Source organism: Streptomyces sp. NPDC033221 (assembly GCF_055577005.1).
Window position 1 is genome coordinate 24323 of the sequence record NZ_JBVIQN010000033.1, and the last position, 25345, is coordinate 49667.

The following is a 25345-nucleotide window of genomic DNA, read 5'->3' on the forward strand; positions in this document are numbered from 1 at the left end:
CGACGGGCGAGGGGGCGAGGCTGGGTGTCACGGTGGTTGCTCCGGTGGTCAGTGCTGGTGTTCGCGGGTGCCGTGCCCGTACACGGCCCGGTACGCCTTGAGCTGTTCCTCGGCGTCCAGCGCGCGTTGGCGGATGTCGACTACGTCCTCGACGACGCCGCGGCTCGGGCCTCGTGCCTCGCCGACGGCGGCGGCGTGCATGGCGGCGATCTGCTGGCACGCGGCGGCGTGATCGGCCGCATGGCGTGCCGCTTCGGTCTCGGCCTCGACGATGGCGGCCTCGGCGGCATCGAGACGCTGCTGCTCGCGTCGTACGGCGGCCTGCTGTCCGCCGGCCTCGGCGCGGTAGCGGTCGCTCTCGACGATCTCGGCCTCGACGTGGGCACGCAGTAGGGCGGCCTCGTCGGGGGTGAGGGTGCCGCGACGTTGGGCGTGGGAGAGCAGGACGAGCAGGCTGTCGCGGCGGGTGGTGCGCTCGGCGGCGCGCTGCTTGCGGTCGGCGCGGGGGCGGCGGCTCATCGGGTGGCCTGCTCGTCGAGGGTGACGGCGTGCTGGTCGAGGCGGCGGCGGATGGTCTGCATTCCGGTGAGCAGGCCGCGGGTGCTGCGGTCCACGCCGTGCGCGTCGCGGTAGTCGTCGATGTGCTGGCGTGTGTGGGCGGCGAGTTCGCGGGTGTGGGCGGCGAGCAGGACACGGGCGGCGTCGAGGGCCTGCTGAGGGGTGCGCGGGGCGTCGTCGAGCAGGATGTCGCGCAACGTGGCCAATGCCGGTGCCGGGTCCTGCTCCTGCTCGTTGAACGCGAGGGCTTCGCGTACCTCGGCGACCCAATCCGTCGGGGCCTGCTGCTCCGCGTCGGGCGTCTGGTCGGCGACCGCGGCGAGCAGGGCGGCGGCGAGGCCGGCCGGACGCTGCACGCTCGCTATGCCGCGGGCGAACCCCTCGGCAGCCATGACACCGGCGGCGACCAGGGCCTCGGGCAGTGGGCGGAGGGCGTCGGGGGTGTGGGTCACGGGTGGTGCTCCTGTTCAGAAGTCGAGGGGCGAGGTGCGGCTCGCGCGCGCGGGGCGGCCCGCGACCGGACGTGCGGCCGGTCGCGGGGGCCTGATCAGAACGGGGTTTCGTCCCTGTATCCGCCCGTCGACCACTGGTCGGCCGCGGGCTGCTGGGCGTAGCTCTGGGACTGCTGGCCGTACGACTGCTGTGCGCTCTGGGTGTTGCCGCCGGCCTTGGTCACGGCGGCGGTTGCGCGGAGCAGGGACGGGGCGACCTCGTCGGCCTGGATCTCGTACGAGGAACGGGTCTTGCCCTCGCGGTCCTCGTACTGGCGCTGGGTGAGACGGCCGACGACGATCACGCGGGCGCCGCGCTGGATCGATTCTGCGACGTGCTCGGCCTGCTGGCGCCACACGGCCACGGAGAGGAACAGCGGCTCGCCGTCGACCCATTCGTTGCGGTCGCGGTCGTACCGCCGCGGGGTGTTGGCCATGCGGAAGTTGCAGACGGCGGCGCCGCCGGGGGTGAATCGCAACTCGGGGTCGGCAACGACGTTGCCAACCATCGTGATCGTGGTGTCGCCACTCATGGTTATGCGGCCCTTTCGAGGGTGGGGGCGGTCGGTCGGATGGGCTCGACGATGGCGAGGGGGGGCTCGCGCTTCGCGGCGCGGGCGGCGCGGGCGGACGCGTTCTTGCACGTCCGGCACTTCCGTGTTCCGTTGCGAGCCTTGATCGTGTTCGCCTCGTCGTAGGGATGGCCGGCGGGGCAGTGCGTGACGGCGGCGCGGGCGGCGACGTGGTTCGTCGAGCGGAGGATGTTGGTGCGGTGGGTGACGGCGTCGAGGTGGGCGGGGGCGACGCACTCGCGGCGGCGGCACCGGTGGTCGATCTCAAGGCCAACAGGTATGGGGCCGTTGGCCTGCTCGTACGCGTAGCGGTGGGCCTTGACGGTGTGGCCGTCGGTCCAAAAGGACCCGTAGCCCTTCTCGTTGGTGGCTCCGGCCCACAGGTGGCAGGGGCCGGGGCAGTCTCGGCGGAGTGACCAGGGGCCGACGGCGATCTTGGCGGCGAACCGCTGGGACGGTGTGGGCCGGTCCATGGATGTACCTCCGTCGGGATGTAGTCGTTCTACATGTTCTTTCCGTGAATGGTTTGCACCATCCATGGATGGACCATAGTGCGTAGGGGGCGGTGCATCCCGCTTCAATTACCGCCCCCGGCGCGGGTCACGCGGCTGCTGAAGAGCCGTGTGGGGGTTCGGCGAGAGTGATTGTCCAGCCCTGGGCCGTCAGCTCCTCGACGACCTGCTCGGCCACGGTGCCGCAGTACCGCACGTCGTCGCGCTGCGCAGTCTCGACGGCGGCGCGCACGACTGCGAGGGCGGCGGCGGGGATCATCGCTGCGCCCCGGTGACATGCCGGGCGTCACGGCGTCCGCACTGATCGCGGGCGACCGGCGGGCGCACCATCAACCTAGCGAGGGCGTCGCGGTCGCGCGCGGCCTGCTCGGCGGCGGCGGTCCGGGCGGCCTCGGCCGCGGCGGCGGCCCGCTGCTCCTCCTCGATCCGCTTCCGCTCCTCGTCGGCGGCCCGACGGCGGGCGGCGAGCTGGGCGGGCCCGTCGACCTCGTACAGGGTGCGCCACTGCCCGCGCCCGCGGTGCTCCTCGACGATCACATACGCGCCCTTGTCGGCCATGTCGCGGGCGATACGGCGCGCGGCGTTGCGGTCGCTGGTCGGCTTCACCGCGGGATGGTCCGGCCGCTGGTCCCACGATCCCGTGACGAGAAACCCACGGGTGTTCTTCGTCCGGTCGGGCGCGGCGCTGCGGCGGCGGTGTGCCGGGCGGTCGGGGTGCTTCTTGTTGCGGTTCATGCGGCCGGCTCCTGGGTGTAGCGGCGGGCGGTGGCAAGGTCGAGGCGCGAGGGGTGTGCGATGCGGCGCGGATGGCGGCGACGGTTGACGCACGGCGCTCCGGAACGGGCGCGGCACTGCTCGTACGGGCACGCCACGTCGAGCGGGTCGGGCAGATCGGCGGCGGCGAGGCGTTCCCGCTCGGCACGGCGCGGGCGGTACGGGGCGAGGGTGTCGCGCACGGTCTTGGGCACGTAGTCGCCGAGGACGGTGAGGCGTTCGGCGGCGGCCTGCTCGCGTTCCTCGCGGGTGCCGCCGGTCAACTCGCGGAACGTGGCGGCCGGGGCGGCGCCGACGGCGACGGCGTGCCGGGTGGCGACCAGGGCGGCGCGGTACGCCGTGGGGTCGTCCGGGTCGACCGCGGGCACGGGGTCGTGGTGCCGGTCGACCACGTCGCGGCGGAAGGCGTGCCACGGGCGCGATACGTCGCTCGGCTTGATCGGGTACGGGCTGGTCGCGATGTGGTGGCGTACGACCTGCGCGGCATCCCACGCGCGTCCGGCCGGATGCGGCGCGGCCGGAGGCACGTCGGCGAGCAGGTCGGCCCACTGGTCGAGGGTTTCCGCGGCGGCGGCCTCGTCGGCGGGCGCGGTGCGCGGGTCCAGCTTGACGGCGTAGGCGAGCAGGGCGGCGACTTCGCGGCGGTTCACTGGGCGTGCTCCTGGGGGTCGTCGAGGGCGGCGGCGAACAGGTCGGCGGCGCGCTGAACGCGGCCGGGGCGGGCGGCGGCGAGGGGGATCACGTCGGCACCGGGCGAGGTCGGACCGCCGGCGGGCACCGGGGGAAGCGCGGTCCAACCGGGCAGGAAGTAGCGCACATTGCGGGGCCGGGAACGGGCGCGGCGCCACTGCTCGCGGGCGTGGTCGACCAGGGCCGGGACCGCGGTGCGCTTCACGATGGCTTCGAGGCGGAACCACTCGGCCTCGGCGAGGGACCACTCGACAACGACGCCCGCGGCGGTGAGCGCGTCACGCAACGGCCGGATGTTCGGTGGAACGCCGTAGCTAGCTTGCTGTACCTCCGTAGGAGGTACAGCGGGTCGGGCCGGGTCGGGTCGGGGGGACCGTGACGCCTCCGGCACGTCACGGTGTGACGACGGTTCCTGACCTGCGGTTTCATCGGGAAACGCGATCTGATTCGCGGCGGTTTCGCGAATTTCCGGCGCCGGATCGTCATCGATTCGCGGACGATTCGCGCTCGGATCGGAGCGATTACGCTCCTGGTTCCGCTGCTCGGCGGCCCTCTCACGGGCCCGCTGCTGGCGTTCGGCGGATCGCGCGCGCTCGCCCTCGACCTTGGCGCGGGTGGGGTTGTAGATCAGGAAGTCGTGCATCACGTAGTCGCCGGCGGGCGGCTGCGGGCACCGGGTGCAGTCGTGGCCGGCCGCGTGCCACAGACCGGCGGCGATCAGCTTGCGGGCCTGCGGGGCGGTGCCATAGAGCTGGGCGACGACGCCCGGCACGACGCCCTCGGTGAGGTGCTGGGCGGCGTAGGCACCAGCACGTACCCACAGGCCAAGAGCGGCGTTTCCGGCGCGCAACAGCTTGGGGTGCGCGTGCGCGGTGTCGTCGACTTTGAACCAAGTCACGGGATGGTGCTCCTCGGGTGGGGCGCCCGGGGCGAGGGGCGCGGCGGCTCGGCCTCGCCCCGGAGCGTTCAGGCGGCGGAGTAGAACGGGCGGGTCCGGGCGGGCTGGTGCTCCTCGCACCGCGGGCCGCACGGGTAGGGCCGGGCCGGGCGGGCGCCGCATCCGGGGTTGCCGTGTTCGCACGTCGGGGCCTGGTTGCAGGCGTCGCAGTACCGCTTACCGTCGGCGCGGTAGCGGCCATGTACGGCCTGGTCGTGCTCGCACGACGGGGCTTTGTGGGTCATGCCCTTGACGGCGGCGAGGGCCGCGCGGTCGCGCTGCCGGGTGGCCCGGTCGTCGACGTGCTCGGGGGCGCAGCATCGCGGCACGTCGCACGTGGGCCGTACGGTCCCGACGGGAGCGCGGCCGGTCCGCAGGATGAACGCGGCCTGATAGGCGGTGTAGTCGCGTCCCTTGTGGCGAAACCTTCCTGCGCCGGACGCGGTCCGCGTGCCGGTCCACTCCTGGTGCCCGCCCTCGGTGGCGCGGGTGCGCGCGGCGAACGCCTCGGCGAGACCTGGCGGCACGGACGCCGGCGCCTTGGTGGGCGCCTCCTCGATGGCGAGCTGTCCGGGTACGGCCTCGATGGGGGCGGAATCGAGCAGACGGCGGGCGGCGTTGAGGCTGACGACGGTGGGGGTGCTCACTGGCCACCCCCCGCGGTGATCGCGGCGAACTGCCGGGCGAGGGCGCCGGTGCGCCACGCCTCGGCCGTCGCCTCCTTACCGCCCTTGCGCCACGTCAGGGCGTGCGTACGGGCACGGGTGGGCTTGATCACCACGCCCGGCACGTCGTGCACTTCACCGGTCGTCCGGTCGGCGATCTTCGCAGCACCCGCGGCTTCCATTTCGGCGACCAGCTCGGCGAGCCTCCACGGCTTGATGGTGCGCACGATGCGGGTCTCGGTCCACTCCTGATCGGGCCACGTCTGGCGGAGCCATCGGGCGAGGGCTTCCTCGTCGGTGACTACGGGCCCGGTCTCGCCTTTTCGCAGTGAGATCGTGGCGACCTGCTCGCCGCTGGGCAGGGTGGCGGCGATCCGCTCGACTCCGTCGCGCTGGGCCGCGGCGTCGAGGGTGGTCTGCATCCGGGCGCGTACGTCCCTCTTGGCGGCGGCGACGCGGGCGGCTAGCAGGTCGAGCGCGGCCTCTTCGAGGGCGAGGTCACGCAGGGATGCGACCGGCTGCTCGGGGGTCTGCTGCTCGGCGGTCATGCGCTCGCCCCCTTCGCGGCGTCGAGCAGGTCGTCGCGCATCTCGCGCACTTGCTCAACGGCGGCGGCCTCCGGGGCGCATCCGTGGCGGGCGCGGAACAGCTCGACGACCTCGCCACGGTCGGGCACACCCGCGGTACGCGCGGCGTCGTACAGCTCGCCCAGCGCGGCGGCCTGCTCCTGGTCGACCTGCTGCTCGGCCGGCGCGGCACCCTGCGTCCACTCCATCGCCCGGCGTGGCGCGTCGGCGATCGGGCCGGGCCGCGGAGCGGCCTGCGGCTGCTGGGCGCTCGCCTGCTTCTGCGCGGCGATCTGGTCGAGGCGGGCGAGGTAGTCGGCCGGGGCGCCGGCCCCGGCGGCGGCGGCGCGTACGGCGTTGAACTGCTCGGCGTTGGTCGCCTTCGCGGCCTCGGCGAGGTAGTCGCGGCGCGGACCGGCCGGCCGCTGCTGGGCCTGCTGGGCGGGCGGCTGCTCCCACGGTCCGGCCTCGGCGCGGTTGCTGCGGCGCGGTTGCTCGCGCTGCTGGCGCCGGTCCTGGTTGCGCTGCTGGCGCTGTGCCTGCTCGGCGCGGTGCTCGGCGGGCGGTTCGGGGTGGTGGCGGTCGCCGTCGTCGATGCTGCGTCCGTCCACCGGAAGCATGAACAGCGTGAACAAGAGGTATTTGAGGGCGGCGGACTGGGCCTTGTTGGTGCTCTTGTCGGCGTAGTCGAACGCTTCGCCCGGTACGTCGGCGACCAGGCAGTCACCCGCGGGCCCGTACACGCGGTACCGCATAGTGATCATGGTCCGGGTCATCTTCCCGTCACGCGTCTGCGCGTGCTCGGCGATCGTCGGCAGGATGAATACGCCGTGGGTGCGGAGCGGGCCCGCCATGGCCGACATAACGTCGTCGATGCCGCGGAAGTAGTAGCTCTGCTGCTTGTTCTCCTGGGTCTTGCCGACGGGCATCGCGTCACGCATCACGGCGTTGATCGCGGTGAACACGCGGGGCGCGTCCGTGGGGGCGCCGGCGGGGGCGGGCACGTACACCACGTCGGGTGTCCGGGCCGGGGCCGAGAGCAGGGTCGTGCTCGGGTCGGTAAGTGCGGTGGGCAGGGTGGTGACGGTCACGGGCGCGGGCTCCGGTTCGTACGGTGGTGGCGGATGTGGGCGGCGAGGCGGGTGATCCGGCTGGCGAGGGTGACGGCCTGGTCCGGGCCGAGCAGGTCGTCGAGGGTGGCGGCGGTCGGCGCCTCGGCGAGCAGGGCCTCGCGGCTGCCATCGGCCGCGGCGGCGCGGATGGCGCGCTCGTACTCGGGCATGTCCTCGCTCACGACGGCGTGATCAAGACGCACGACGTTGGCGGCGTGCGCGGTGAGCAGGCGGCCGACGGCGTCGGTGTCCTGGGCGTAGGCGAGGGCAAGGTCGTCGAGCAACTGCTCGGCGCGGGCGGCGATCGGCAGACGGACGGCGAGGCCGTCGGCGGAGAGCTGGGGGCGGATCATCGGCGCGGCTCCTGGTCGTCGAGGGCGAGGTCGGCGGGCGCGGCCGGTTCGTCGAGGGTGAGGTCGCCGGTGCGGGCGTCGTAGGCGTGCGGCCGGGCCCAGTCGGCGTTGGGGAATGCCCGGCGGAGCAGGCCACGGGCGGCGCGGTGCGCGGCGTGGTCGGCGGTGACCGGCTGGGCGAGGTCGTTGTCGAGGGCGACCCAAGTTGCGAGGCGGCGCCGGCCGTCGCGGTCCGTCCACACGGGGACGGTCCGGACGCGGGCGGTGCCGGGCGCGATGGCGTCGAGCTGGCGGGCGATTACGTCCCGTCGGGCGAGGCGGCGGCGGGCGGCCTGGGCGCCTTGTACGGCGAGGGCGGCGCGGGGTAAACGGGCGGCGGTACGGTGGGCGTTCACGATCGGGCCTTTCTGGGGCGGTCGTGACGCGGGCCGTTCGGGGGCAACCGGGCGGCCCGCTCGGGGTTCAGGCGGCGGCGTGGTGCGCTGCGCTGGTGGGGTGCTGGCGGGCTGCGCGTTCCAGCCGGCGCATGATCAGCTCGACATCGGCGGGCAGGCGGCCGGCGGCGCGGTCCATGTCGCGGCGGCGGCGGGCGGCGTCGAGGACACGGCGAGCGTTGGCGATGGCCTGCTCGCGGGGGATTACGGCGGCTGTCATGCGGTCACTCGCTTGAGCAGGTGACCGGCGCTCACGCCGTAGTGTTCCTGAACGGCCGCAGTTACTACGGCACTTGGGGCGGTGCGTCCGTACCACAAGCGCCATGCCGTGTTTCGCGCAACCTTCAACCGTCTTGCCGTGTCTGATGGGGTGAGGTCGCCGATCTGGCGGGCGGCGGCGACCAAAAGGGTGCGGTCGTACACGAAATTCCTCCATCCGTGGGCGGATGATCCGTCCACGGATGGAACGTAGCACAGGAGTGCGACGGCGCGCCCGGCTCGGTATCGGTAAAAACAAACCGGGCGGTTCGCTTCATTTGCCGTTGACAGGCGCTTGTCGTTGGCCCCAGAATCGGTCGCACGTTCGATCAATGAGGGGGGTACCGGGATGTATCGGACACCGGTCACCCCTGGCCGAAAGCGCTCATGCGCTCGACCATCCATGCACGGTATGTTCCATCCATGGAACATAGGTCCGTGCGCGGTAGCGAGCGCACATCTCCCGAACAGTTCGCCGCCTGGTTGCGGAAAGAACTGGAACGCCGCGGCTACGACCTGCGCCCCAGGGGCGGCGGGCAGAGCCGATTCATCAAAGACAGCGGCCTAAGCGCCGGCACCGTTAGTCGAATGCTCAGCGGGCAGACCTCCACCGAAACCCGCACCCTGCAACAACTCGCAGACGCCCTCAACCTCCCACTCGGCGAAGTCCTGGTTGCGGCAGGCATTCTCAGCGCCGGCGAGCTGCAAAATGTCCAGTCACCTCAACCGCGCCACGCCCCCATGACGCCCGAAGACGCCGCCGACGAGCTGGGCATCGTCGACCCCCACAAACGCGAGCTATTCATCAACATGACAGAAACCCTGCAACGCCAACGAGCTACCAACGGCGACGAACGCAGCGCCGAGAACTAGCCGCACAACTGCACGGAGGCACCCCAGTGAAAAACCGGTTCCCGGCCGCAATCGCCCCCGCCCTGCTCGCAATTGGGCTCGCGGCGGGCGTCGTCGGACTGCTCGGCGACAACGACGACCTGTGGCAAACCGGGGTCTTCATCGTCCTCACTGCCGTGCCCCTGCTCATCACCCGCGCCGTACACGACTCCCAGCGCGTCACTGCCGACCAACTCGCGGAGGCAGACAACGCCGGCTACCGCCGCGCCCTCGAACACGTCGCGCGCGGCCTCCTCGACCAGCCCACCGCGCCCCCGAAAGGTGGCCGACCGCGCCACGTCGAGCAGGTCGCGGGCAACGTGATCACACTGCGCCTGCACCACACCGACCGACCCGAACGGAAGGCCCAGTGACCACACTCGACCTACCCGCCACTTTCCACGGCTCGCCGTCAAACGACGGCGAGCCGTGGCTCGGTTACATCCGGGTGAGCACCTGGAAAGAGGAGAAGATCAGTCCCGAACTTCAGGAAACTGCCCTACGGGCATGGGCCGCGCGCACCGGTCGACGGCTGCTCGAACCGCTGATTGTCGACCTCGACGCCACCGGGCGAAACTTCAAACGCAAGATCATGGGCGGCATTCAGCGTGTCGAGCAGGGCGAAGCGCGCGGAATCGCCGTATGGAAGTTCAGCCGCTTTGGCCGCAACGACCTCGGCATCGCGATCAACCTGGCGCGACTCGAACACGCTGGCGGGCAACTCGCATCCGCCACGGAAGATGTCGACGTGCGTACCGCCGTCGGCCGCTTCAACCGGCGCATCCTGTTCGACCTCGCCGTTTTCGAATCCGACCGCGCCGGCGAACAGTGGAAGGAAACGCACCAGTGGCGGCGCGCCCACGGCCTACCAGCCACAGGCGGTAAGCGTCTCGGCTACATCTGGCATCCGCGTCGCGTTCCGCACCCCACGAAACTCGCGGAATGGATCACTCAAAAGGAGTGGTACGAGGTCGACGAGAACGCGCGTGACCACATCGAGACGCTGTGGAACCGGAAACTCGGCATTGGTCAAGCGGTACCCGACGGATACGGCAACCTCGCCGGTTGGTTGAACAATCTCGGGTACCGCACCTCAGACGGGAACCCATGGCGGGACGACAGCTTGCGTCGGTTCATGCGGGCCGGATTCCCGGCGGGCCTGCTCCGCATTCACGATCCTGACTGCCATTGTGACTACACCGCCAACAACAGCGGCTGTACACGATGGCTGCACATTGACGGGGCACACGAGGCGATCATCAGTCCGGAGATGTGGGAGCGGTACGAAGCGCACTGCACCGAACGGCGCAACATCGCCCCCCGAGCCCGTAACCCCGTCTACCCCTGCACTGGCCTCATGCGGTGCGGAGGCTGCCGAAAGGGCGCCGCCGCAACCTCAGCCCGCCGCGCGGCCGGCGTAATATACGGCTACGCCTACGCGTGCGGGGAGAGCCGCAACGGCCTATGCGACGCCCCAGTATGGGTACAGCGCGCCGTCGTCGAGGACGAGGTTCGAACCTGGCTTGCCCGCGAGGCCGCCGAGGACATCGACGCCGAACCGCCTACGCCCATTCCGCAGCAGCGAGACGAACGCGCCGAGGCGAAAAGAGAGCGGGCCCGGCTACAGGCCGAACACACCCAATGGACTAACGCCCTAACGAACCTCGCCGTAGACCGCGCCACGAACCCCAAGGCGTACCCCGAAGGCGTATTCGAGGCCGCGCGAGAAAGGATCTTGAAGCAGAAGCAGGCCGCTACCGAAGCCCTCGAAGCAGCCGCACAGATCGAGGCACAGCCGCAGCGTTCCGAGCTGGTGTCCCTCGCGGTCGGCCTGCTCGCCGAGTGGGACACGTTCGAGGCTCCCGAGATCAACAACATCTTGCGCTCGCTCATACGACGAGTGGTTGTCACACGGGTGAGCCAAGGGCGTAAAGGCGTTGCAGGAAGCGCAGAAACGTCGATCGACATCCATCCCCTGTGGAAGCCCGATCCGTGGGCCAAGGACTCGGCAGCCTAACCACCTCGGGACCTCACTGGCTGTAGCCACTCGTTTTACAAGCCTTGTTCATCGACGAAGCCGCCGAGTGCAACGCCCGTGTCCTGGACGCACTGCGACAGCCGCTGGAATCGGGATACGTCGTGGTCGCGCGGGCCGCCGGAATGATGCGTATGCCGGCGAAGTTCCTGCTCGCACTGGCTGCCAATCCATGTCCTTGCGGGCGCCACGGCACGCTCGGAGGCGGCTGTGAATGCCGCCCCTCCACCATCCGGCGCTACCGCGCCAGGTTGTCGGGTCCGTTGATGGACCGCGTCGATCTGCGAGTGGCGGTGGAGCCCGTGGCGCGTTCCGCATTGCTGTCCCTCACCCAGAACGCTGAATCCACCGCCGAAGTGGCTGAACGAGTACGAGCCGCCCGCGACCGCGCCGCCGCCCGCTTCGCCGGCACACCTTGGAACACCAACAGCGAGGTACCGGGCCATGAGCTGCGTACACGCTGGCAAGTGAATCCGGGCGCGCTGGCACAAGTAGAACGCGACTTGGAGACCGGACTACTGACGGCGCGCGGACTGGACCGCGTACTCCGCGTCGCCTGGACCTCAGCCGACCTCGCGGGCCACGACCGCCCGACGGCTGAGGACATCAACTGGGCCCTGGAGCTGCGCACGGGCATCAGGCGGGGGGTGCCTTTGACGACGGGAGGGGGGTGAGGCGGGGAGAGGGTGATGGGAGGGAGGGGAAGCGAGAGGGAGAGGCGAGACGGGAGGTGGATGAGCGGAGGGTGAGACGAGTGGGGGTGAGTGAGTGGGGGCAGGGTTGGAGCTGATCTGAGGAGGTATTGCTCAGGCCCTGGATGTGGGTGATGGCCTGGGGCCGGGCGATGACTGAGTGGGTGCGTGCGCGCGGGTGCGGGGCGGGGCAGGCGCGGTGCCAGGGCGTGCGTGGCTGTGGGCGCGCGTGCGAGTTCGTCTGTGGCTGTGGTTCGAGGGGCGGCCACGGTCTGGTCGGAGCTGCGCGGGGGAGAGGGCAGTAGGCCGTGGCTCGGGCCGGTCGATAGGGGGTCGCGTTTGGGGGCGCGGCAGGTCGGCGGGGCGCCTCTGCGGAAGGGCGCGTCATGCCCGCGCGGCGTTGGGGGACGCGGTGCCTGCTGCCTGAGAAGGGGGCCAGTTGGTACCGGGGAAGGGCCAGCCCGGCGGCGAAATGGAGGTCAGCAGAACAGGCACGCAGCGTGAACACTGCGGTGGCGTGCGGCCGGGGCCGGGGCCGGGGCCGGGGCCGGGGTCGGGGCCGGAGCGGAGCCGGGGTCGGGCTGGGCCGATGCCGATGCCGATGCCGATGCCGATGCCGGTGCTGGGGCGGTGCCGTTGGTTCTGGCGATGCCGGGTGTGGTGATGACACCGGTGATGGTCGTGCCGAGGTGCGGTGTGGAGGAGGGGGTGGGGCGGGCGGGGGGAGAAAGAGCGAGAGACGTTCGAGAGCAGTTCGGCGCAGTACGAGCGGGCGTGGACCTGGCGCCGAACCACGCCCCGGGCCTGGCGCTGGTCGGGCCACGGACGGGTGAGAGGGCTCTGCTCTGAGCCGTAGGCCGAATGGCTGAGAGCAGGGCAAGAGGTGGACGGGGACTGCTGACGGCGGTTGGCGGTCGTCGTCGGGCAGTCGGGTCGGCAAAGAGGGGCTTCACCTACCACTTTCGGCTGCTCGGCACTGCCCATCGCCGAGCAGGCAAGCAGGCAAGCAGGCAGGCAGGCAAGCACGCACGCACGCGTGCACGGAGAGGACAAGGGACATGCGGGGGACTGAAGGCTGTTTTTCGACGAGTGACAGGTGGCGGACTCGTGGGTGAGGTGGGAGAGGAGGAGAGGAAGGCGCGTGCGGCGTTGACGCGCATCGTAGAGCCAGGTGATGAGGCGGTAGGGCGCTGGCTGCGTCAGACGACACCCGCGAACCTCATACAGTCCCTGTCGGGTGAGCGGGACATGCCGTCAGGAGTGTCGCAGCAGAAGTTCGAGGGCCTGCGCCTGCGTGCGGCCCGCGCGGACCTCAACAGAGCAGCTGGCGACCTGGCTGCCGTTGCCGCACTCGGCGGTCGGTTTCTCTGCCCCGGAGACGACGAGTGGCCGCAGCAATTGAACGATTTGGGGGACGGAAGACCGATCGGCCTTTGGGTACGCGGCAGCGCGAACCTGCGGCTGTGGGCCCTGCGGTCCGTTGCGGTCGTCGGTGCTCGTGCCTGTACGGAGTACGGTGCTCACGTGGCGGCCACCCTCGGCGCGGGTCTGGCGGACCGCGGCTGGACGGTGGTGTCCGGAGCCGCTTACGGAGTGGACGGCGCGGCGCACAGGGGCGCACTGGCGGCAGAAGGAGCCTCGGTCGCCGTATTGGCCTCCGGCGTCGATCACGCGTATCCGCGCGGACACACTGAGTTGATCCAGCGGCTGGCGGAACAGGGCCTGGTTGTTGCTGAGTTGCCGCCGGGAGATCATCCGACGCGCAGTCGTTTCATCATGCGTAACCGAGTCATCGCGGCTCTCACCCGGGGCACTGTGGTGGTGGAGGCCGAACTGCGCAGCGGTTCACTGGTCACGGCCCGGCGGGCGACGGAGCTGGGCCGGTTCACCATGGGGATGCCGGGGCCGGTCACCAGCGGACTGTCGGCCGGCGTGCATCAACTTCTGCGCGGCGAAGCCGCAGTGGTCACCGATGCTGCCGAAGTCATCGAACTCGTCGGCAGTATCGGCGACCTCGCTCCCGCTCGGCGCGGACCGGTCGTCGCGCGCGACCTTCTGGATCCGGTGGCGACCCGAGTCCTGGAAGCGGTCCCCGCACGGGGTGGTGCGGACTCGCGGCGGCTGGCGCAGGACTCGGGCACGGCAGAGGAAGTCGCACAGGGCAAGCTCTTCGAGTTGCAGTCGCTGGGATTCGTTCAAAGGTGTGGTGCTGTCTGGGAGTTGGCACGACGTCCCGCGGTCGCTGCCAGCGCGCGGCGAGGTGGTCCTTGATCTGAGGCGAATGGGTGAAATGGCGAGGGGAGTGACCGTAATATCCGGGTTTGTAGCGCTTCGACTCGTGGCGCCCTGTCGTGGCTGGAGGACGGCAGGGCGCGTCGGCTGCCGCCGCGGCGGCCAGTAGTGAAGCCGCGTACGGGGGAGCGTGCGCCGGGCGCCCGTAACGATGCTTCCATCCCCCTGCGAGTGGAATTGGTACCACCCCTTGTAACCCGGGGGTGCGGGCAGCGGAACGTATCTGCGCACTCCCGAACGACCCTTCATCGCGCATCGCGACACTGCGGTCACGCTACGCTCACGAGTAATTCAACCTCACGCACGTGTTCCCCAGTGTTTCGGCAGAACGGCTCAAGGCAACGAATGCCCCAGCACACCTCCGGGTCCGACCGCGCGGCCGCGCCCCCCGCCGCGCGCGGTAGCGTGCGCCCCGCCGCGCCCACCTCGCTGGAGGAGCTGTGGCGCGCCTACAAGGCCTCGGGCGACGGACGGCTGCGCGAGCAGCTGATCCTGCACTACTCGCCCCTGGTGAAATACGTCGCCGGCCGGGTCAGTGTCGGCCTGCCGCCCAACGTCGAGCAGGCGGACTTCGTCTCGTCCGGGGTCTTCGGGCTCATCGACGCCATCGAGAAGTTCGACCCCGAGCGGTCGATCAAGTTCGAGACATACGCCATCACCCGTATCCGTGGCGCGATGATCGACGAACTGCGGGCGCTGGACTGGATCCCGCGGTCGGTACGGCAGAAGGCCAGGGCCGTCGAGCGGGCATACGCCACGCTGGAGGCCCAGCTGCGACGCACCCCGTCCGAGGCGGAGGTGGCCTCGGAAATGGGCATCGCGCTGGAAGAACTCCACGGGGTCTTCAGTCAATTGTCCCTGGCCAACGTCGTCGCCCTGGAGGAATTGCTGCACGTCGGCGGCGAGGGAGGCGAGCGGCTGAGTCTGATGGACACCCTCGAGGATACGGCTGCCGACAATCCGGTCGAGGTGGCCGAGGACCGCGAGCTGCGGCGGCTGCTCGCGCGGGCCATTAACACGCTTCCCGAACGCGAGAAGACCGTCGTCACGCTCTACTACTACGAGGGCCTCACGCTCGCCGAGATCGGCAACGTCCTCGGGGTCACCGAGAGCCGGGTCAGCCAGATCCACACCAAGTCCGTACTCCAGCTTCGTGCCAAATTGGCTGACGTGGGCCGGTGAGCCGGGCACGGTTGTGCCGGATACGGAGGTTCAGCCCTCGTTCTCGGGGGTTGCACGCCAGTGGGTGGGGGTGCGGGGCCGCCGGCGGGCACGCGGGTGCTCTCTTCCTTCGCCGAGGCTGAACGGGGAAAGGGAGGCCGCTGGAGTGCGTATCGGCGTGGCCGTGCTTGCGAACGATAGGGGCCGGGGTCGTGGGGCGCCTATGGGGCTGACACCTTCCTGCCGACTGGCTTGCGTTAAGGAAGCCCTGGTCGAGGATTGCGTCCGCCGCTCTCTGCTTTGCCTACCTGGGGCCTTTGTCTCCGCTCTGGCTCCCCCCCCCGATTTCCCCTCCCTCCCCCACTCACCTCCACCTCCTCCTCTGCCCCGCCCCCCTAGCCCCTCGCCCCCCTCCTCCGCTCCCACTGCGATAGCTCTGAGCGTCTGAGTGCAACCTGACAGCGCTCTGGCGATCCGCTCGTGGGAGTGCGCGGAAGCGCTTGTGTCGGCTCTGCGGCTGCCCGCTCATGAGCGGTGCGCCAAGCCCGGCCGTCGCATTCCGCTTACGGTCGCCTCCGAGCGCTCACGGTCGCCCCCGAGCCAAAGGGCGCTGCCGACCAGCTCGCTCCGCCCTCACGAACCCGTAGCGGATCACCACCCCCGGCCGGGCTTCGATGTGTGGCGCCCCGCGGCTGGTCCACCACCGGCTCCAGTGCTGCGACTGCTCCGACCGCACGCCCGCGTTTCAGGTCTCGGCTGCTGCGCTGGTCCTTGCCTCGTCTCCACTCGCTCCGGCGGCGTCTGTACGCCTGTGCATGTACGACCTGTGCAACTGACCCGCTCAGCGGTTCTGCTGTAAGAAGCCCCGGTCCATACGGCCTTCCGTTTCCCGGGCCGAGCGGCTCTCGGCGCGACTCTTTGCTGTCCTGCTGGCGCCCCTCTCGCCAGCCTCGTCCTACGTGGTCCTCCTGGGTGTCGGCATGGACACAACGTGACGCGGAGTGCCGTGTCCGGCGTGCCATCCGTACAGTGGTGACGTGCCCAGGATTCGAGCGGCCTCTGTGGCCGAGCACCGGACGATGCAGCGTGGCGCCCTTCTGGACGCCGCCCGCACCCTGCTGTCCGAAGGCGGGACCGAGGCGTTGACCTTCCCCGCCCTCGCCGAGCGCACGGGTCTCGCGCGCTCCTCCGTCTACGAGTACTTCCGGTCCCGTGCGGCAGTCGTCGAAGAGCTCTGCGCAGTCGACTTCCCCGTATGGGCGGCCGAGGTCGAGGCTGCGATGGAGCGGGTCGAGACGCCCGAGGCCAAGATCGAGGCGTACGTACGCCAACAGCTTGCGCTGGTCGGCGACCGCCGTCACCGGGCCGTCGTCGCCATCTCGGCAGGCGAGCTGGACGCAGGCGCGCGGGAGAAGATCCGTGCCGCGCACGGCGGGCTGATCGCGATGATCGTGGAGGCCTTGGCCAGCCTCGGTCACGAGCAGCCGCGTCTTGCCGCCATGCTGCTTCAGGGAATCGTCGACGCCGCCGTACGCCGTATCGAGCTCGGGGCCGCGGAGGACCCGACGCAGATCACGGAGGCCGCGGTGGCCATGGTTCTCGGTGGCGTAAGAGGCTGATCGGTCGGCCGGTCCTCCCTCTCGTGGGGTGGCGGGGCTCGCTTCTGCAGCCGGTCCGCGCCGGCGGAGGCCGTACGCCCTGACTGACGGGACGGCGGCGGATCGCGGCGCCCTGATTCGCCGCTCGGCTCAGGCACGCCGATAACCGGAAGTAGCCGTGAGGGGCCGGAGCGCAGCATCGAGGCGGGGAGCAGTGACAGCGGGTCCAGGTAGACCTTGTCGCGGAGCAGGCCCCAGTGCAGGCACGAGTCGGAGCAGTGGAAGGGGCCTGGGCCGAGGGCGGCTACCGGCTGACCTGCGGTGACCTGGTCCCCCTTCCGGACGGACGGGTGAACCGGTTCGTAAGTGGTGCGTAGCGGCGGGTGGCCGGACCCTGAGACCTCGATCGACAGGACGCCTCGGCCCGCCACCTTGCCGGCGAAGAGCACACGGCCGGCGGCGGCGGCTCGTACCGTCGCGTCTTCGGCCGCGGAGAGGTCCACACCCCGATGGCCGGGCGCCCAGGGGGCGGTCGGAGGCTCCCAGCCGCGCGCGACTGAGGGCCGCGCGCCGGTCGGCCCGGTCACCGGCCATGCCCGGTCTCCGGAAACCGTAGGTAAGGGGCGGGCCGGATCGGAGTCGACCGAGCGGCCGGGTATCGGATGCCGCTCCGGGGAGGTGGTAGGCGCTGCGGCGCTAGGGGGAGCTGCCCAGGTGATCCCCACGCCTGCCGCGGCAGCTCCGGCGGACAGGACCGCTGAAGCGGTACCCGCTGCGCAAAGGGCGAGGAGGCGGATGGCTCGGGGCGTGGGGCGCAGGGGACGCTCCGACCGTTTGAGGCAGGGGGCGCACGTGATGGAGGCGGCGCAGGCGACGGAGGGGGTGCAGGGGGCTTGGTGGCCAGTCTGACCTGCCCGGCCAGTCTGACCTGCCTGACCTGCCCGGCCAGCCCTATCCGCCGGTTCAGCCCTACCTGCCGGTCCAGCCCGGTCAGCCGACCCGGCCCCGCCGGTAGGGCCCCCGCCTCCGCCCGAGCCACGACTCCGGGGCCGGGTGAGTACGGCACGTACGGCTTCAATAACGGTTCGTTGTCGCATGCCTCGACGATGACCTGGTCGGCCGTGGCTTGGGGATCTTGAGCTGGATCGGTGGATTACCGGTGGGTTGTGTACAACCCCGTCACCCGTGCGATACCTCGGATCGCCGTCTCCCACCCCCCCCGACTCCCCTCCCGTCCCATCCCACCACCTGGCCGAAAGGAGTGTGTCGCCCGCCCCTTCGGCGGTCCCGTACACTTCTTGTGGCGATCCGGGTCACCGGGTCGACTTCGCACGCCCCGCCACCAGCGCGACAGTCCCGTTTCGGGCAGCACGGTGGCCGCGCCCCTCGGTCCTCGGAAGGTCCCGCAAGGTTCCTTCCCCGGCAGAGCGCGCCGGGGCGTCAGGCACCGCGGCCGACCGGCCGCAGTGGAACCGAGTAACACGAGGAGTACGGCCATGGCCGTCGTCACGATGCGGGAGCTGCTGGAGAGCGGCGTCCACTTCGGGCACCAGACCCGCCGTTGGAACCCGAAGATGAAGCGCTTCATCTTCACGGAGCGCAACGGTATCTACATCATCGACCTGCTCCAGTCGCTGTCGTACATCGACCGCGCCTACGAGTTCGTCAAGGAGACCGTCGCCCACGGCGGCTCGGTGATGTTCGTCGGCACCAAGAAGCAGGCCCAGGAGGCCATTGCCGAGCAGGCGACCCGCGTGGGCATGCCCTACGTGAACCAGCGCTGGCTCGGCGGCATGCTGACCAACTTCTCGACCGTCTACAAGCGCCTGCAGCGCCTGAAGGAGCTCGAGCAGATCGACTTCGAGGATGTGGCCGCCTCCGGCCTCACCAAGAAGGAGCTGCTGGTTCTCTCCCGCGAGAAGGCCAAGCTGGAGAAGACCCTCGGCGGTATCCGCGAGATGCAGAAGGTGCCCAGCGCCGTCTGGATCGTGGACACCAAGAAGGAGCACATCGCCGTCGGCGAGGCGCGCAAGCTCAACATCCCGGTCGTCGCGATCCTCGACACGAACTGCGACCCGGACGAGGTCGACTACAAGATCCCGGGCAACGACGACGCGATCCGCTCCGTCACCCTGCTCACCCGCGTGATCGCCGACGCCGTCGCCGAGGGCCTCATCGCCCGCTCCGGCGTCGCCACCGGCGACCAGAAGCCGGGCGAGAAGGCCGGCGAGCCGCTCGCCGAGTGGGAGCGCGACCTGCTCGAGGGCGACAAGAAGGCCGACTCCGAGGACGCCGCCAAGGCCGAGGACAAGCCCGCCGAGGCCCCGGCTGCCGAGGCGCCCGCCGCTGAGGCCCCCGCCGCCGAGGCCCCCGAGGCCGAGGCCGAGAAGCCGGCCGCCGAGCAGGCCTGACGCCGCACGACCGGTTGACGACGGCGGGGGAGGGCGCTGCGAGCGCCGCCCCCGCCGTCCACCCGTAGATCTTTCGACTGTCGAGATTTCGAGAAGAGATTCACAGACCATGGCGAACTACACCGCCGCGGACGTCAAGAAGCTCCGTGAGCTCACCGGCGCCGGCATGATGGACTGCAAGAAGGCCCTGGACGAGGCCGAGGGCAGCGTCGACAAGGCCGTGGAGATCCTCCGCGTCAAGGGTCAGAAGGGCGTCGCCAAGCGCGAGAGCCGTTCGGCCGAGAACGGCGCCGTCGTCTCCCTCATCTCCGAGGACAAGACCTCCGGCGTTCTGCTCGAGCTGAAGTGCGAGACGGACTTCGTCGCCAAGGGTGACAAGTTCCTGGCCGTCGCCAACGCGCTGGCCGCGCACGTCGCCAAGACCTCCCCGGCCGACCTCGAGGCGCTGCTCGCCTCCGAGATCGAGGCCGGCAAGACCGTCCAGGCGTACGTCGACGAGGCCAACGCCACGCTCGGCGAGAAGATCGTCCTGGACCGTTTCGCGCAGTTCTCCGGCGGCTACGTGGCCGCTTACATGCACCGCACCATGCCCGACCTCCCGCCGCAGGTCGGCGTCCTGGTCGAGCTGGACAAGGAGAGCGCCGAGACCGCCAAGGACGTCGCGCAGCACATCGCCGCGTTCGCGCCGAAGTACCTCACCCGTGAGGACGTCCCGGCCGACATCGTCGAGAACGAGCGTCGCGTCGCCGAGGCCACCTCGCGTGAGGAGGGCAAGCCCGAGGCCGCCCTCCCGAAGATCGTCGAGGGTCGCGTCAACGGCTTCTTCAAGGAGAACACGCTGCTGGCGCAGCCCTTCGCGAAGGACAACAAGAAGTCCGTCGAGAAGGTCCTGGACGAGGCCGGTGTCGCGCTGAAGCGCTTCGTGCGCATCCGCGTCGGCGCCTGAGCCCAGCCGTGAGCCTTGTCGCCAAGGCCAGCGAATGACCTGCGACCCCGCTAGGGTCGTACGCAGTCGGCCGCGTACCGGCCGGCCGCAGATGTGACGAGGAGGCCATTGCCGTACAGGGATCTGAACCAGACCCCCGGCAATGGCCTTCTTCGTATGTGCACGAGGAGAGCGTGATGAATCAGGGTGCCGACGGCGCGGACACAGTCCACAAGGCCGACAGTGACGGGAAGGGACGCTTCCTGCTGAAGCTGTCGGGCGAAGCGTTCGCCGGCGGCGGCGGACTGGGCGTCGACCCCGATGTCGTGCACGCGATCGCCCGCGAGATCGCCGCCGTGGTCCGCGACGGATACGAGATCGCCATCGTGATCGGCGGCGGAAACTTCTTCCGCGGTGCCGAACTGCAGCAGCGCGGCATGGACCGCGCTCGCTCCGACTACATGGGCATGCTCGGAACGGTCATGAACTGCCTGGCCCTCCAGGACTTCCTGGAGAAGGAGGGCATCGACTGCCGCGTGCAGACCGCCATCACCATGGGCCAGGTCGCGGAGCCGTACATTCCGCTGCGCGCCGTCCGCCACATGGAGAAGGGGCGCGTGGTCATCTTCGGGGCGGGCATGGGCATGCCCTACTTCTCCACCGACACCACCGCCGCCCAGCGCGCCCTCGAGGTCGGCGCCGAGGCCATGCTGATGGGCAAGAACGGGGTGGACGGTGTCTACGACGCCGACCCCAAGAAGTTCCCGGACGCGGTGAAGTTCGACGCCCTGGAGTACGGCGAGGTCATCACCCGCGACCTCAAGGTCGCCGACGCCACCGCCATCACGCTCTGCCGTGACAACAAGCTTCCGATCCTCGTCTTCGAGCTGCTCGCCGAGGGCAACATCGCGCGCGCGGTGAAGGGTGAGAAGATCGGCACGCTCGTCAGCGATCAGGGCACCCGGGCCTGACGGCCCCAACTGCCGTATTGCCGTATGGGCAGGGCACCGTACGGGCGGCAACCCCGTGCCGGGGGAAGACCCCGGCACGGGGATGGACAACGGCCTGCCGGTCGGACACCGTGCAGGAGAAGACGCGCGGCAGGGGCGAGGCTCTGCTTCTTACCGAAAAGACCAGGAGCAAGTGGTGATCGAAGAGATCCTCCTCGAGGCCGAGGAGAAGATGGAGAAGGCCGTCGTGGTCGCCAAGGAGGACTTCGCCGCGATTCGCACCGGGCGTGCGCACCCGGCGATGTTCAACAAGATCGTGGCGGACTACTACGGTGCCAGCACGCCGATCAACCAGCTGGCGTCGTTCTCGGTGCCCGAACCGCGGATGGCCGTGGTGACCCCGTTCGACAAGAGCGCGCTGCGCAACATCGAGCAGGCGATCCGCGACTCCGACCTGGGCGTCAACCCGAGCAACGACGGCAACATCATTCGCGTGAACTTCCCGGAGCTCACCGAGGAGCGCCGCCGGGAGTTCATCAAGGTCGCCAAGAACAAGGCCGAGGACTCGAAGATCTCGATCCGCAGCATCCGGCGCAAGGCCAAGGAAACCCTCGACAAGCTCGTCAAGGACAAGGAGTCCGGCGAGGACGAGGTGCGCCGGGCGGAGAAGGAGCTCGACGACACCACCGCGAAGTACGTCGCGCAGGTGGACGAGCTCCTCAAGCACAAGGAATCCGAGCTCCTCGAGGTCTGATGAACGAGTCATCCTGGGGGGCCCCGCCTGGCGTCGGCCAAGCCGGTCAATGGGGACCACCCGACCAGGGACCCGCCGGTTCGGCGGGTCCCGCGCACGACTGGGGCGCGGCGGCGCAGACTCGCCCCATGCCCATCGTGCCCGACGCAGGCGGACACCAGGACGACGACCGGAAGCCTCTGGACGACGACCGGGACCACCGGGACGACCGAGGGGCCGCTCGGCTGAGCGGCCCCTCGGTCCGCGACGAACAGCCGCAGGAGCCCATGCCCACCTCTTTGCCGGGGCCCGACAGCTCTCAGCAACCCCCCAAGCCGCAGAAGAAGAGCGCGGGACGCAACCTCCGGGCCGCCATAGGGGTCGGCGTCGGCCTCGGCGCGGTCATCCTCTTCTCGCTCTTCGTCTACAAGCCGCTGTTCGTGGGCGTGATAGTCATCGCGGTGGTCGTGGGCCTGTGGGAGCTGACCTCGCGGCTGTCGGAGCGCAAGGACATCCGGGTGCCCCTGGTGCCGCTCGCGCTCGGCGGTACGGCGATGGTGGTCGCCGGCTATGTGCGCGGCGCGGAGGGCGCGTGGGTGGCGATGGCGCTCACCGCGCTGGCCGTCCTCGTATGGCGGATGACGGAGGCGCCCGAGAACTACCTCAGGGACGTCACGGCGGGCGTCTTCGCGGCGTTCTACGTGCCGTTCCTGGCGACGTTCGTGGCGATGATGCTCGCCGCCGACGACGGACCGCAGCGCGTCCTGACGTTCCTGCTGCTGACCGTCGTCAGTGACACGGGTGCGTACGCGGTGGGCTGGCGCTTCGGCAAGAACAAACTCGCGCCGCGCATCAGCCCCGGCAAGACCCGCGAGGGGCTGTTCGGCGCGGTGCTGTTCGCCATGGTCGCGGGCGCGCTGAGCATGGAGCTGATCATCACGGACGGCGCCTGGTGGCAGGGCCTGCTCCTGGGCATCGCCGTCGCGGCCAGCGCGACGCTCGGCGACCTCGGCGAGTCCATGATCAAGCGGGACCTCGGCATCAAGGACATGGGCACACTGCTGCCCGGCCACGGCGGGATCATGGACCGCCTGGACTCCCTCCTGCCGACCGCCCCGATCGTCTGGCTGCTGTACGTGATCTTCGTGGGTTCCGGCTGACCAGCGGTTTTCCGGATGTGCGAGGGGCCCGCCACACCATGTGGCGGGCCCCTCGCACGTCGGGCGCGCGGCCCCGCATCGCGTCGGCGATCGTCACTTCGTACGTCTGCGACACTGGAAGAACCATGCCTAAGCCCGGAGAACTCACTTTCGTCGCGCCGCGCGGAGCCAAGAAGCCCCCGCGTCACCTTGCCGATCTCACCCCCGCCGAGCGGCGCGAAGCCGTGGCCGCGGCCGGTGAGAAGCCGTTCCGCGCCAAGCAGCTGTCGCAGCACTACTTCGCGCGGTACGCGCACGACCCGGCGGAGTGGACGGACATCCCGGCCGCGGCACGGGAGAAGCTGGCGGCGGAGCTGCTGCCCGAGCTGATGAGTGTGCTGCGGCACATCTCCTGTGACGACGACACCACCCGTAAGACCCTGTGGAAGCTGCACGACGGGACCCTCGTGGAGTCCGTGCTGATGCGCTACCCGGACCGGGTCACGATGTGCATCTCGTCGCAGGCCGGGTGCGGTATGAACTGTCCGTTCTGCGCCACGGGGCAGGCCGGGCTGGACCGGAACCTGTCCACCGCCGAGATCGTTCATCAGATCGTCGACGGTATGCGGGCGCTCCGTGACGGTGAGGTCCCGGGCGGTCCTGCCCGGCTGTCCAACATCGTCTTCATGGGCATGGGCGAGCCGCTGGCGAACTACAAGCGGGTCGTGGGCGCGATCCGGCGGCTGACCGACCCCGAGCCCGACGGGCTGGGGCTCAGCCAGCGCGGCATCACCGTGTCCACGGTGGGTCTCGTGCCGGCGATGCTGCGTTTCGCGGACGAGGGCCTGAAGTGCCGGCTCGCGGTGTCGCTGCACGCGCCCGACGACGAGCTGCGTGACACGCTCGTACCGGTCAACACGCGCTGGAAGGTGCGTGAGGTGCTGGACGCGGCGTGGGAGTACGCGGAGAAGTCCGGGCGGCGGATTTCGATCGAGTACGCCCTGATCCGTGACATCAACGACCAGGCTTGGCGCGGTGACCTGCTGGGCCGTCTGCTCAAGGGCAAGCGCGTCCACGTCAACCTGATTCCGCTGAACCCGACGCCCGGCTCGAAGTGGACCGCGTCCCGTCCCGAGGACGAGAAGGCGTTCGTGGAGGCCATCGCCGCGCACGGCGTGCCGGTGACGGTCCGCGACACGCGCGGGCAGGAGATTGACGGCGCCTGCGGGCAGCTCGCGGCCTCGGAGCGCTGACCGCCCGCTGGTACGGTGTGATCGAACAAATGCACATTCCGACAGGGGAGCGCCACAGCGCTGAGAGTGCGGCAGTGTCACGGACCGAGCGTCACGGACACCGAGGTGCCGCAGACCCTTGAACCTCGCCCGGGTCATTCCGGGTAGGAAGTTCGGTCGTCACTCATGCTGTTGCGCCCCATCCGGCCTTCGACGCGATGCGCCGGGTGGGGCCGCGTCTCTTCCTGGCCAGCCAGGAGGAAATCAGTGAGCATCACCAGAAGGATCACCGTCACGGCGCTGGCCGTCGCGGCCGGCATGACGGCGCTCGCCGCCTGCGGCTCGGGCGGCAGTGGCGGAAGTACGGATCCGAAGACCGTCACGCTCGTCAGCCATGACTCCTTCAACGTCTCGAAAACCGTGCTGGCGGAGTTCACCCGGCAGACCGGCTACAAGGTCGACGTGCTCAAGGGCGGGGACGCGGGCAAGGCCGTCAACCAGGCGATCCTTTCGAAGGGCAACCCGCAGGGTGATGTCTTCTTCGGTATCGACAACACGCTGCTGTCGCGGGGGTTGAAGGAAGGGATCTTCAGCCCGTACCAGGCCGAGGGGCTGGCGAGCGTGCCCGAGGAACTGCAGCTCGACAAGGCGGAGCACCGGGTGACGCCGGTGGACTTCGGCGACACCTGCGTCAACTACGACCGGGCCTACTTCGCCGAGCACGAGATCGCGCCGCCGCAGACCTTCGACGACCTGCTCAAGCCCGAGTACAAGGACCTGCTGGTCACCGAGAACTCCGCCACGTCCTCGCCGGGGCTCGCTTTCCAGCTCGGCACCATCGCCAAGTACGGCGAGTCCGGCTGGCAGGAGTACTGGAAGAAGCTCAAGGCCAACGGCGTCGAGGTCGTGGACGGCTGGGAGCAGGCGTACAATGAGCGGTTCTCGGGCTCGGCGGCCGGTAAGGGCAAGGGGGACAAGCCCCTGGTGGTGTCGTACGCGTCGAGCCCGCCGGTGGAGGTGTTGGGCAAAAAGCCGGAGCCGAAGGAGGCGCCTACCGGCGTCGCGACCGGCACCTGCTTCCGGCAGATCGAGTTCGCGGGTCTCCTCAAGGGCGCCAAGAACGAGAAGGGCGGCAAGGCGCTGCTGGACTTCCTGCTGAGCAAGCAGTTCCAGGAGGACGTCCCGCTCCAGATGTTCGTCAACCCGGCGCGTGAGGACGCGAAGGTGCCGGAGCTGTTCACCAAGTACGGCGAGAAGATCGACAAGCCGGGGACGGTGGCGCCGGAGACGATCACCAAGAACCGCGAACAGTGGATCAAGCAGTGGTCCTCGCTCGTCCTGAAGTAACCGGCCGCGGGAAGCGG

The 25345-nt window shown here is 70.0% G+C and carries 28 protein-coding genes and 1 pseudogene; 14 read left to right on the forward strand and 15 right to left on the reverse strand.

Features of this window, described 5'->3' with window-relative positions; translation table 11 throughout:
• Window positions 1-48: 48 nt before the first annotated feature.
• The 14 genes from ACZ53K_RS32770 to ACZ53K_RS32835 all read right to left on the reverse strand — a co-directional run bounded on the left by ACZ53K_RS32770 (window position 49) and on the right by ACZ53K_RS32835 (window position 7884).
• Window positions 49-519: a hypothetical protein gene (locus tag ACZ53K_RS32770; RefSeq protein WP_468843867.1), complete on the reverse strand. Its 471-nt coding sequence runs from the start codon at window positions 517-519 to the stop codon at window positions 49-51.
• Entirely contained in the window at window positions 516-1010 is a 495-nt protein-coding gene (locus ACZ53K_RS32775) for a hypothetical protein (RefSeq protein ID WP_468843870.1), read from the reverse strand. The genes ACZ53K_RS32770 and ACZ53K_RS32775 overlap by 4 nt, the downstream gene beginning before the upstream one ends.
• Before the next feature lie 95 nt (window positions 1011-1105).
• Complete coding sequence (locus tag ACZ53K_RS32780; RefSeq protein WP_468843872.1) at window positions 1106-1582, reverse strand: single-stranded DNA-binding protein; 477 nt, start codon at window positions 1580-1582, stop codon at window positions 1106-1108.
• A gap of 2 nt (window positions 1583-1584) precedes the next feature.
• On the reverse strand, window positions 1585-2094 hold the full coding sequence (locus ACZ53K_RS32785; RefSeq protein WP_468843875.1) for an HNH endonuclease signature motif containing protein: 510 nt from the start codon (window positions 2092-2094) through the stop codon (window positions 1585-1587).
• A 127-nt stretch (window positions 2095-2221) separates the two neighbouring features.
• Window positions 2222-2392 (reverse strand): hypothetical protein, encoded by a 171-nt coding sequence (locus tag ACZ53K_RS32790; protein ID WP_468843878.1) that lies wholly within the window; start codon window positions 2390-2392, stop codon window positions 2222-2224.
• Complete coding sequence (locus ACZ53K_RS32795) at window positions 2389-2868, reverse strand: hypothetical protein (protein WP_468843881.1); 480 nt, start codon at window positions 2866-2868, stop codon at window positions 2389-2391. Before ACZ53K_RS32795 ends, ACZ53K_RS32790 begins: the two co-directional genes overlap by 4 nt.
• Window positions 2865-3557 carry a zinc finger domain-containing protein gene (locus ACZ53K_RS32800; RefSeq protein ID WP_468843883.1) on the reverse strand — a complete coding sequence of 231 codons (693 nt, stop codon included), beginning with the start codon at window positions 3555-3557 and terminating at the stop codon, window positions 2865-2867. The genes ACZ53K_RS32795 and ACZ53K_RS32800 overlap by 4 nt, the downstream gene beginning before the upstream one ends.
• Window positions 3554-4495 carry a mucin-2 gene (locus tag ACZ53K_RS32805; RefSeq protein WP_468843885.1) on the reverse strand — a complete coding sequence of 314 codons (942 nt, stop codon included), beginning with the start codon at window positions 4493-4495 and terminating at the stop codon, window positions 3554-3556. The genes ACZ53K_RS32800 and ACZ53K_RS32805 overlap by 4 nt, the downstream gene beginning before the upstream one ends.
• Window positions 4496-4563: 68 nt before the next feature.
• Window positions 4564-5181 carry a hypothetical protein gene (locus tag ACZ53K_RS32810; protein ID WP_468843888.1) on the reverse strand — a complete coding sequence of 206 codons (618 nt, stop codon included), beginning with the start codon at window positions 5179-5181 and terminating at the stop codon, window positions 4564-4566.
• Window positions 5178-5747, reverse strand: a complete 570-nt coding sequence (locus tag ACZ53K_RS32815; protein WP_468843890.1) for a hypothetical protein — start codon at window positions 5745-5747, stop codon at window positions 5178-5180. Before ACZ53K_RS32815 ends, ACZ53K_RS32810 begins: the two co-directional genes overlap by 4 nt.
• Window positions 5744-6856, reverse strand: a complete 1113-nt coding sequence (locus ACZ53K_RS32820) for an ERF family protein (protein WP_468843892.1) — start codon at window positions 6854-6856, stop codon at window positions 5744-5746. Before ACZ53K_RS32820 ends, ACZ53K_RS32815 begins: the two co-directional genes overlap by 4 nt.
• Entirely contained in the window at window positions 6853-7230 is a 378-nt protein-coding gene (locus ACZ53K_RS32825; RefSeq protein WP_468843894.1) for a hypothetical protein, read from the reverse strand. The genes ACZ53K_RS32820 and ACZ53K_RS32825 overlap by 4 nt, the downstream gene beginning before the upstream one ends.
• A complete protein-coding gene (locus ACZ53K_RS32830; RefSeq protein WP_468843897.1) occupies window positions 7227-7625 on the reverse strand; it encodes a hypothetical protein in 399 nt (132 codons plus the stop codon). The genes ACZ53K_RS32825 and ACZ53K_RS32830 overlap by 4 nt, the downstream gene beginning before the upstream one ends.
• Window positions 7626-7692: 67 nt before the next feature.
• Window positions 7693-7884 carry a hypothetical protein gene (locus ACZ53K_RS32835; protein WP_468843899.1) on the reverse strand — a complete coding sequence of 64 codons (192 nt, stop codon included), beginning with the start codon at window positions 7882-7884 and terminating at the stop codon, window positions 7693-7695.
• A 476-nt stretch (window positions 7885-8360) separates the two neighbouring features.
• On the opposite strand from ACZ53K_RS32835, the gene ACZ53K_RS32840 reads away from it, so the two are divergent.
• The 7 genes and pseudogenes from ACZ53K_RS32840 (at window position 8361) to ACZ53K_RS32870 (ending at window position 16612) form a co-directional block, all read left to right on the forward strand.
• A complete protein-coding gene (locus ACZ53K_RS32840; protein WP_468843901.1) occupies window positions 8361-8795 on the forward strand; it encodes a helix-turn-helix domain-containing protein in 435 nt (144 codons plus the stop codon).
• 26 nt (window positions 8796-8821) lie between these two features.
• Window positions 8822-9187, forward strand: coding sequence for a hypothetical protein (locus ACZ53K_RS32845; protein WP_468843903.1), 366 nt, complete (start codon window positions 8822-8824; stop codon window positions 9185-9187).
• Window positions 9184-10830 (forward strand): recombinase family protein, encoded by a 1647-nt coding sequence (locus ACZ53K_RS32850; RefSeq protein ID WP_468843905.1) that lies wholly within the window; start codon window positions 9184-9186, stop codon window positions 10828-10830. Before ACZ53K_RS32845 ends, ACZ53K_RS32850 begins: the two co-directional genes overlap by 4 nt.
• 44 nt (window positions 10831-10874) lie before the next feature.
• Window positions 10875-11522 (forward strand): annotated as a pseudogene (locus ACZ53K_RS32855) (ATP-binding protein); the annotation flags it as partial.
• A 1086-nt stretch (window positions 11523-12608) separates the two neighbouring features.
• The gene (gene dprA / locus ACZ53K_RS32860; RefSeq protein WP_468844034.1) at window positions 12609-13811 is read left to right on the forward strand and encodes a DNA-processing protein DprA; all 1203 of its coding nucleotides are present in this window, start codon (window positions 12609-12611) and stop codon (window positions 13809-13811) included.
• 366 nt (window positions 13812-14177) lie between these two features.
• Window positions 14178-15014, forward strand: a complete 837-nt coding sequence (gene whiG / locus ACZ53K_RS32865) for an RNA polymerase sigma factor WhiG (protein ID WP_468843908.1) — start codon at window positions 14178-14180, stop codon at window positions 15012-15014.
• Window positions 15015-16072: 1058 nt separating this feature from the next.
• Entirely contained in the window at window positions 16073-16612 is a 540-nt protein-coding gene (locus ACZ53K_RS32870) for a TetR/AcrR family transcriptional regulator (RefSeq protein ID WP_468844036.1), read from the forward strand.
• Here the strand turns inward: ACZ53K_RS32870 and ACZ53K_RS32875 are convergent.
• Window positions 16501-17688 carry a murein hydrolase activator EnvC family protein gene (locus ACZ53K_RS32875; protein ID WP_468843911.1) on the reverse strand — a complete coding sequence of 396 codons (1188 nt, stop codon included), beginning with the start codon at window positions 17686-17688 and terminating at the stop codon, window positions 16501-16503. The genes ACZ53K_RS32870 and ACZ53K_RS32875 overlap by 112 nt on opposite strands.
• A gap of 399 nt (window positions 17689-18087) precedes the next feature.
• Here ACZ53K_RS32875 and rpsB point away from each other — a divergent pair, with 399 nt between their 5' ends.
• The 7 genes from rpsB to ACZ53K_RS32910 all read left to right on the forward strand — a co-directional run bounded on the left by rpsB (window position 18088) and on the right by ACZ53K_RS32910 (window position 25328).
• Entirely contained in the window at window positions 18088-19002 is a 915-nt protein-coding gene (gene rpsB / locus ACZ53K_RS32880) for a 30S ribosomal protein S2 (protein ID WP_468843913.1), read from the forward strand.
• A 109-nt stretch (window positions 19003-19111) separates the two neighbouring features.
• Entirely contained in the window at window positions 19112-19948 is an 837-nt protein-coding gene (tsf, locus tag ACZ53K_RS32885) for a translation elongation factor Ts (RefSeq protein ID WP_468843916.1), read from the forward strand.
• A 176-nt stretch (window positions 19949-20124) separates the two neighbouring features.
• On the forward strand, window positions 20125-20898 hold the full coding sequence (gene pyrH / locus ACZ53K_RS32890) for a UMP kinase (RefSeq protein WP_468843919.1): 774 nt from the start codon (window positions 20125-20127) through the stop codon (window positions 20896-20898).
• A 175-nt stretch (window positions 20899-21073) separates the two neighbouring features.
• Window positions 21074-21631, forward strand: a complete 558-nt coding sequence (gene frr, locus ACZ53K_RS32895; RefSeq protein WP_468843921.1) for a ribosome recycling factor — start codon at window positions 21074-21076, stop codon at window positions 21629-21631.
• On the forward strand, window positions 21631-22770 hold the full coding sequence (locus ACZ53K_RS32900) for a phosphatidate cytidylyltransferase (protein ID WP_468843925.1): 1140 nt from the start codon (window positions 21631-21633) through the stop codon (window positions 22768-22770). Before frr ends, ACZ53K_RS32900 begins: the two co-directional genes overlap by 1 nt.
• Before the next feature lie 125 nt (window positions 22771-22895).
• Window positions 22896-24002 carry a dual-specificity RNA methyltransferase RlmN gene (gene rlmN, locus ACZ53K_RS32905; RefSeq protein WP_073760779.1) on the forward strand — a complete coding sequence of 369 codons (1107 nt, stop codon included), beginning with the start codon at window positions 22896-22898 and terminating at the stop codon, window positions 24000-24002.
• Window positions 24003-24248: 246 nt separating this feature from the next.
• Entirely contained in the window at window positions 24249-25328 is a 1080-nt protein-coding gene (locus ACZ53K_RS32910; RefSeq protein ID WP_468843928.1) for a thiamine ABC transporter substrate-binding protein, read from the forward strand.
• Window positions 25329-25345: the final 17 nt, after the last annotated feature.

Excerpts from the sequence above, each read along its gene's own strand:
- ACZ53K_RS32815 (WP_468843890.1), bottom strand. The coding sequence starts at position 5,747 with ATGACCGCCGAGCAGCAGACCCCCGAGCAGCCGGTCGCATCCCTGCGT.
- ACZ53K_RS32825 (WP_468843894.1), bottom strand. The coding sequence starts at position 7,230 with ATGATCCGCCCCCAGCTCTCCGCCGACGGCCTCGCCGTCCGTCTGCCG.
- tsf (WP_468843916.1), top strand. The coding sequence starts at position 19,112 with ATGGCGAACTACACCGCCGCGGACGTCAAGAAGCTCCGTGAGCTCACC.
- ACZ53K_RS32875 (WP_468843911.1), bottom strand. The coding sequence starts at position 17,688 with ATGCGACAACGAACCGTTATTGAAGCCGTACGTGCCGTACTCACCCGG.
- ACZ53K_RS32870 (WP_468844036.1), top strand. The coding sequence starts at position 16,073 with ATGCAGCGTGGCGCCCTTCTGGACGCCGCCCGCACCCTGCTGTCCGAA.
- ACZ53K_RS32770 (WP_468843867.1), bottom strand. The coding sequence starts at position 519 with ATGAGCCGCCGCCCCCGCGCCGACCGCAAGCAGCGCGCCGCCGAGCGC.
- ACZ53K_RS32835 (WP_468843899.1), bottom strand. The coding sequence starts at position 7,884 with ATGACAGCCGCCGTAATCCCCCGCGAGCAGGCCATCGCCAACGCTCGC.
- rpsB (WP_468843913.1), top strand. The coding sequence starts at position 18,088 with ATGGCCGTCGTCACGATGCGGGAGCTGCTGGAGAGCGGCGTCCACTTC.
- whiG (WP_468843908.1), top strand. The coding sequence starts at position 14,178 with ATGCCCCAGCACACCTCCGGGTCCGACCGCGCGGCCGCGCCCCCCGCC.
- rlmN (WP_073760779.1), top strand. The coding sequence starts at position 22,896 with ATGCCTAAGCCCGGAGAACTCACTTTCGTCGCGCCGCGCGGAGCCAAG.
- ACZ53K_RS32790 (WP_468843878.1), bottom strand. The coding sequence starts at position 2,392 with ATGATCCCCGCCGCCGCCCTCGCAGTCGTGCGCGCCGCCGTCGAGACT.
- ACZ53K_RS32900 (WP_468843925.1), top strand. The coding sequence starts at position 21,631 with ATGAACGAGTCATCCTGGGGGGCCCCGCCTGGCGTCGGCCAAGCCGGT.
- ACZ53K_RS32780 (WP_468843872.1), bottom strand. The coding sequence starts at position 1,582 with ATGAGTGGCGACACCACGATCACGATGGTTGGCAACGTCGTTGCCGAC.
- pyrH (WP_468843919.1), top strand. The coding sequence starts at position 20,125 with ATGAATCAGGGTGCCGACGGCGCGGACACAGTCCACAAGGCCGACAGT.
- ACZ53K_RS32785 (WP_468843875.1), bottom strand. The coding sequence starts at position 2,094 with ATGGACCGGCCCACACCGTCCCAGCGGTTCGCCGCCAAGATCGCCGTC.
- ACZ53K_RS32795 (WP_468843881.1), bottom strand. The coding sequence starts at position 2,868 with ATGAACCGCAACAAGAAGCACCCCGACCGCCCGGCACACCGCCGCCGC.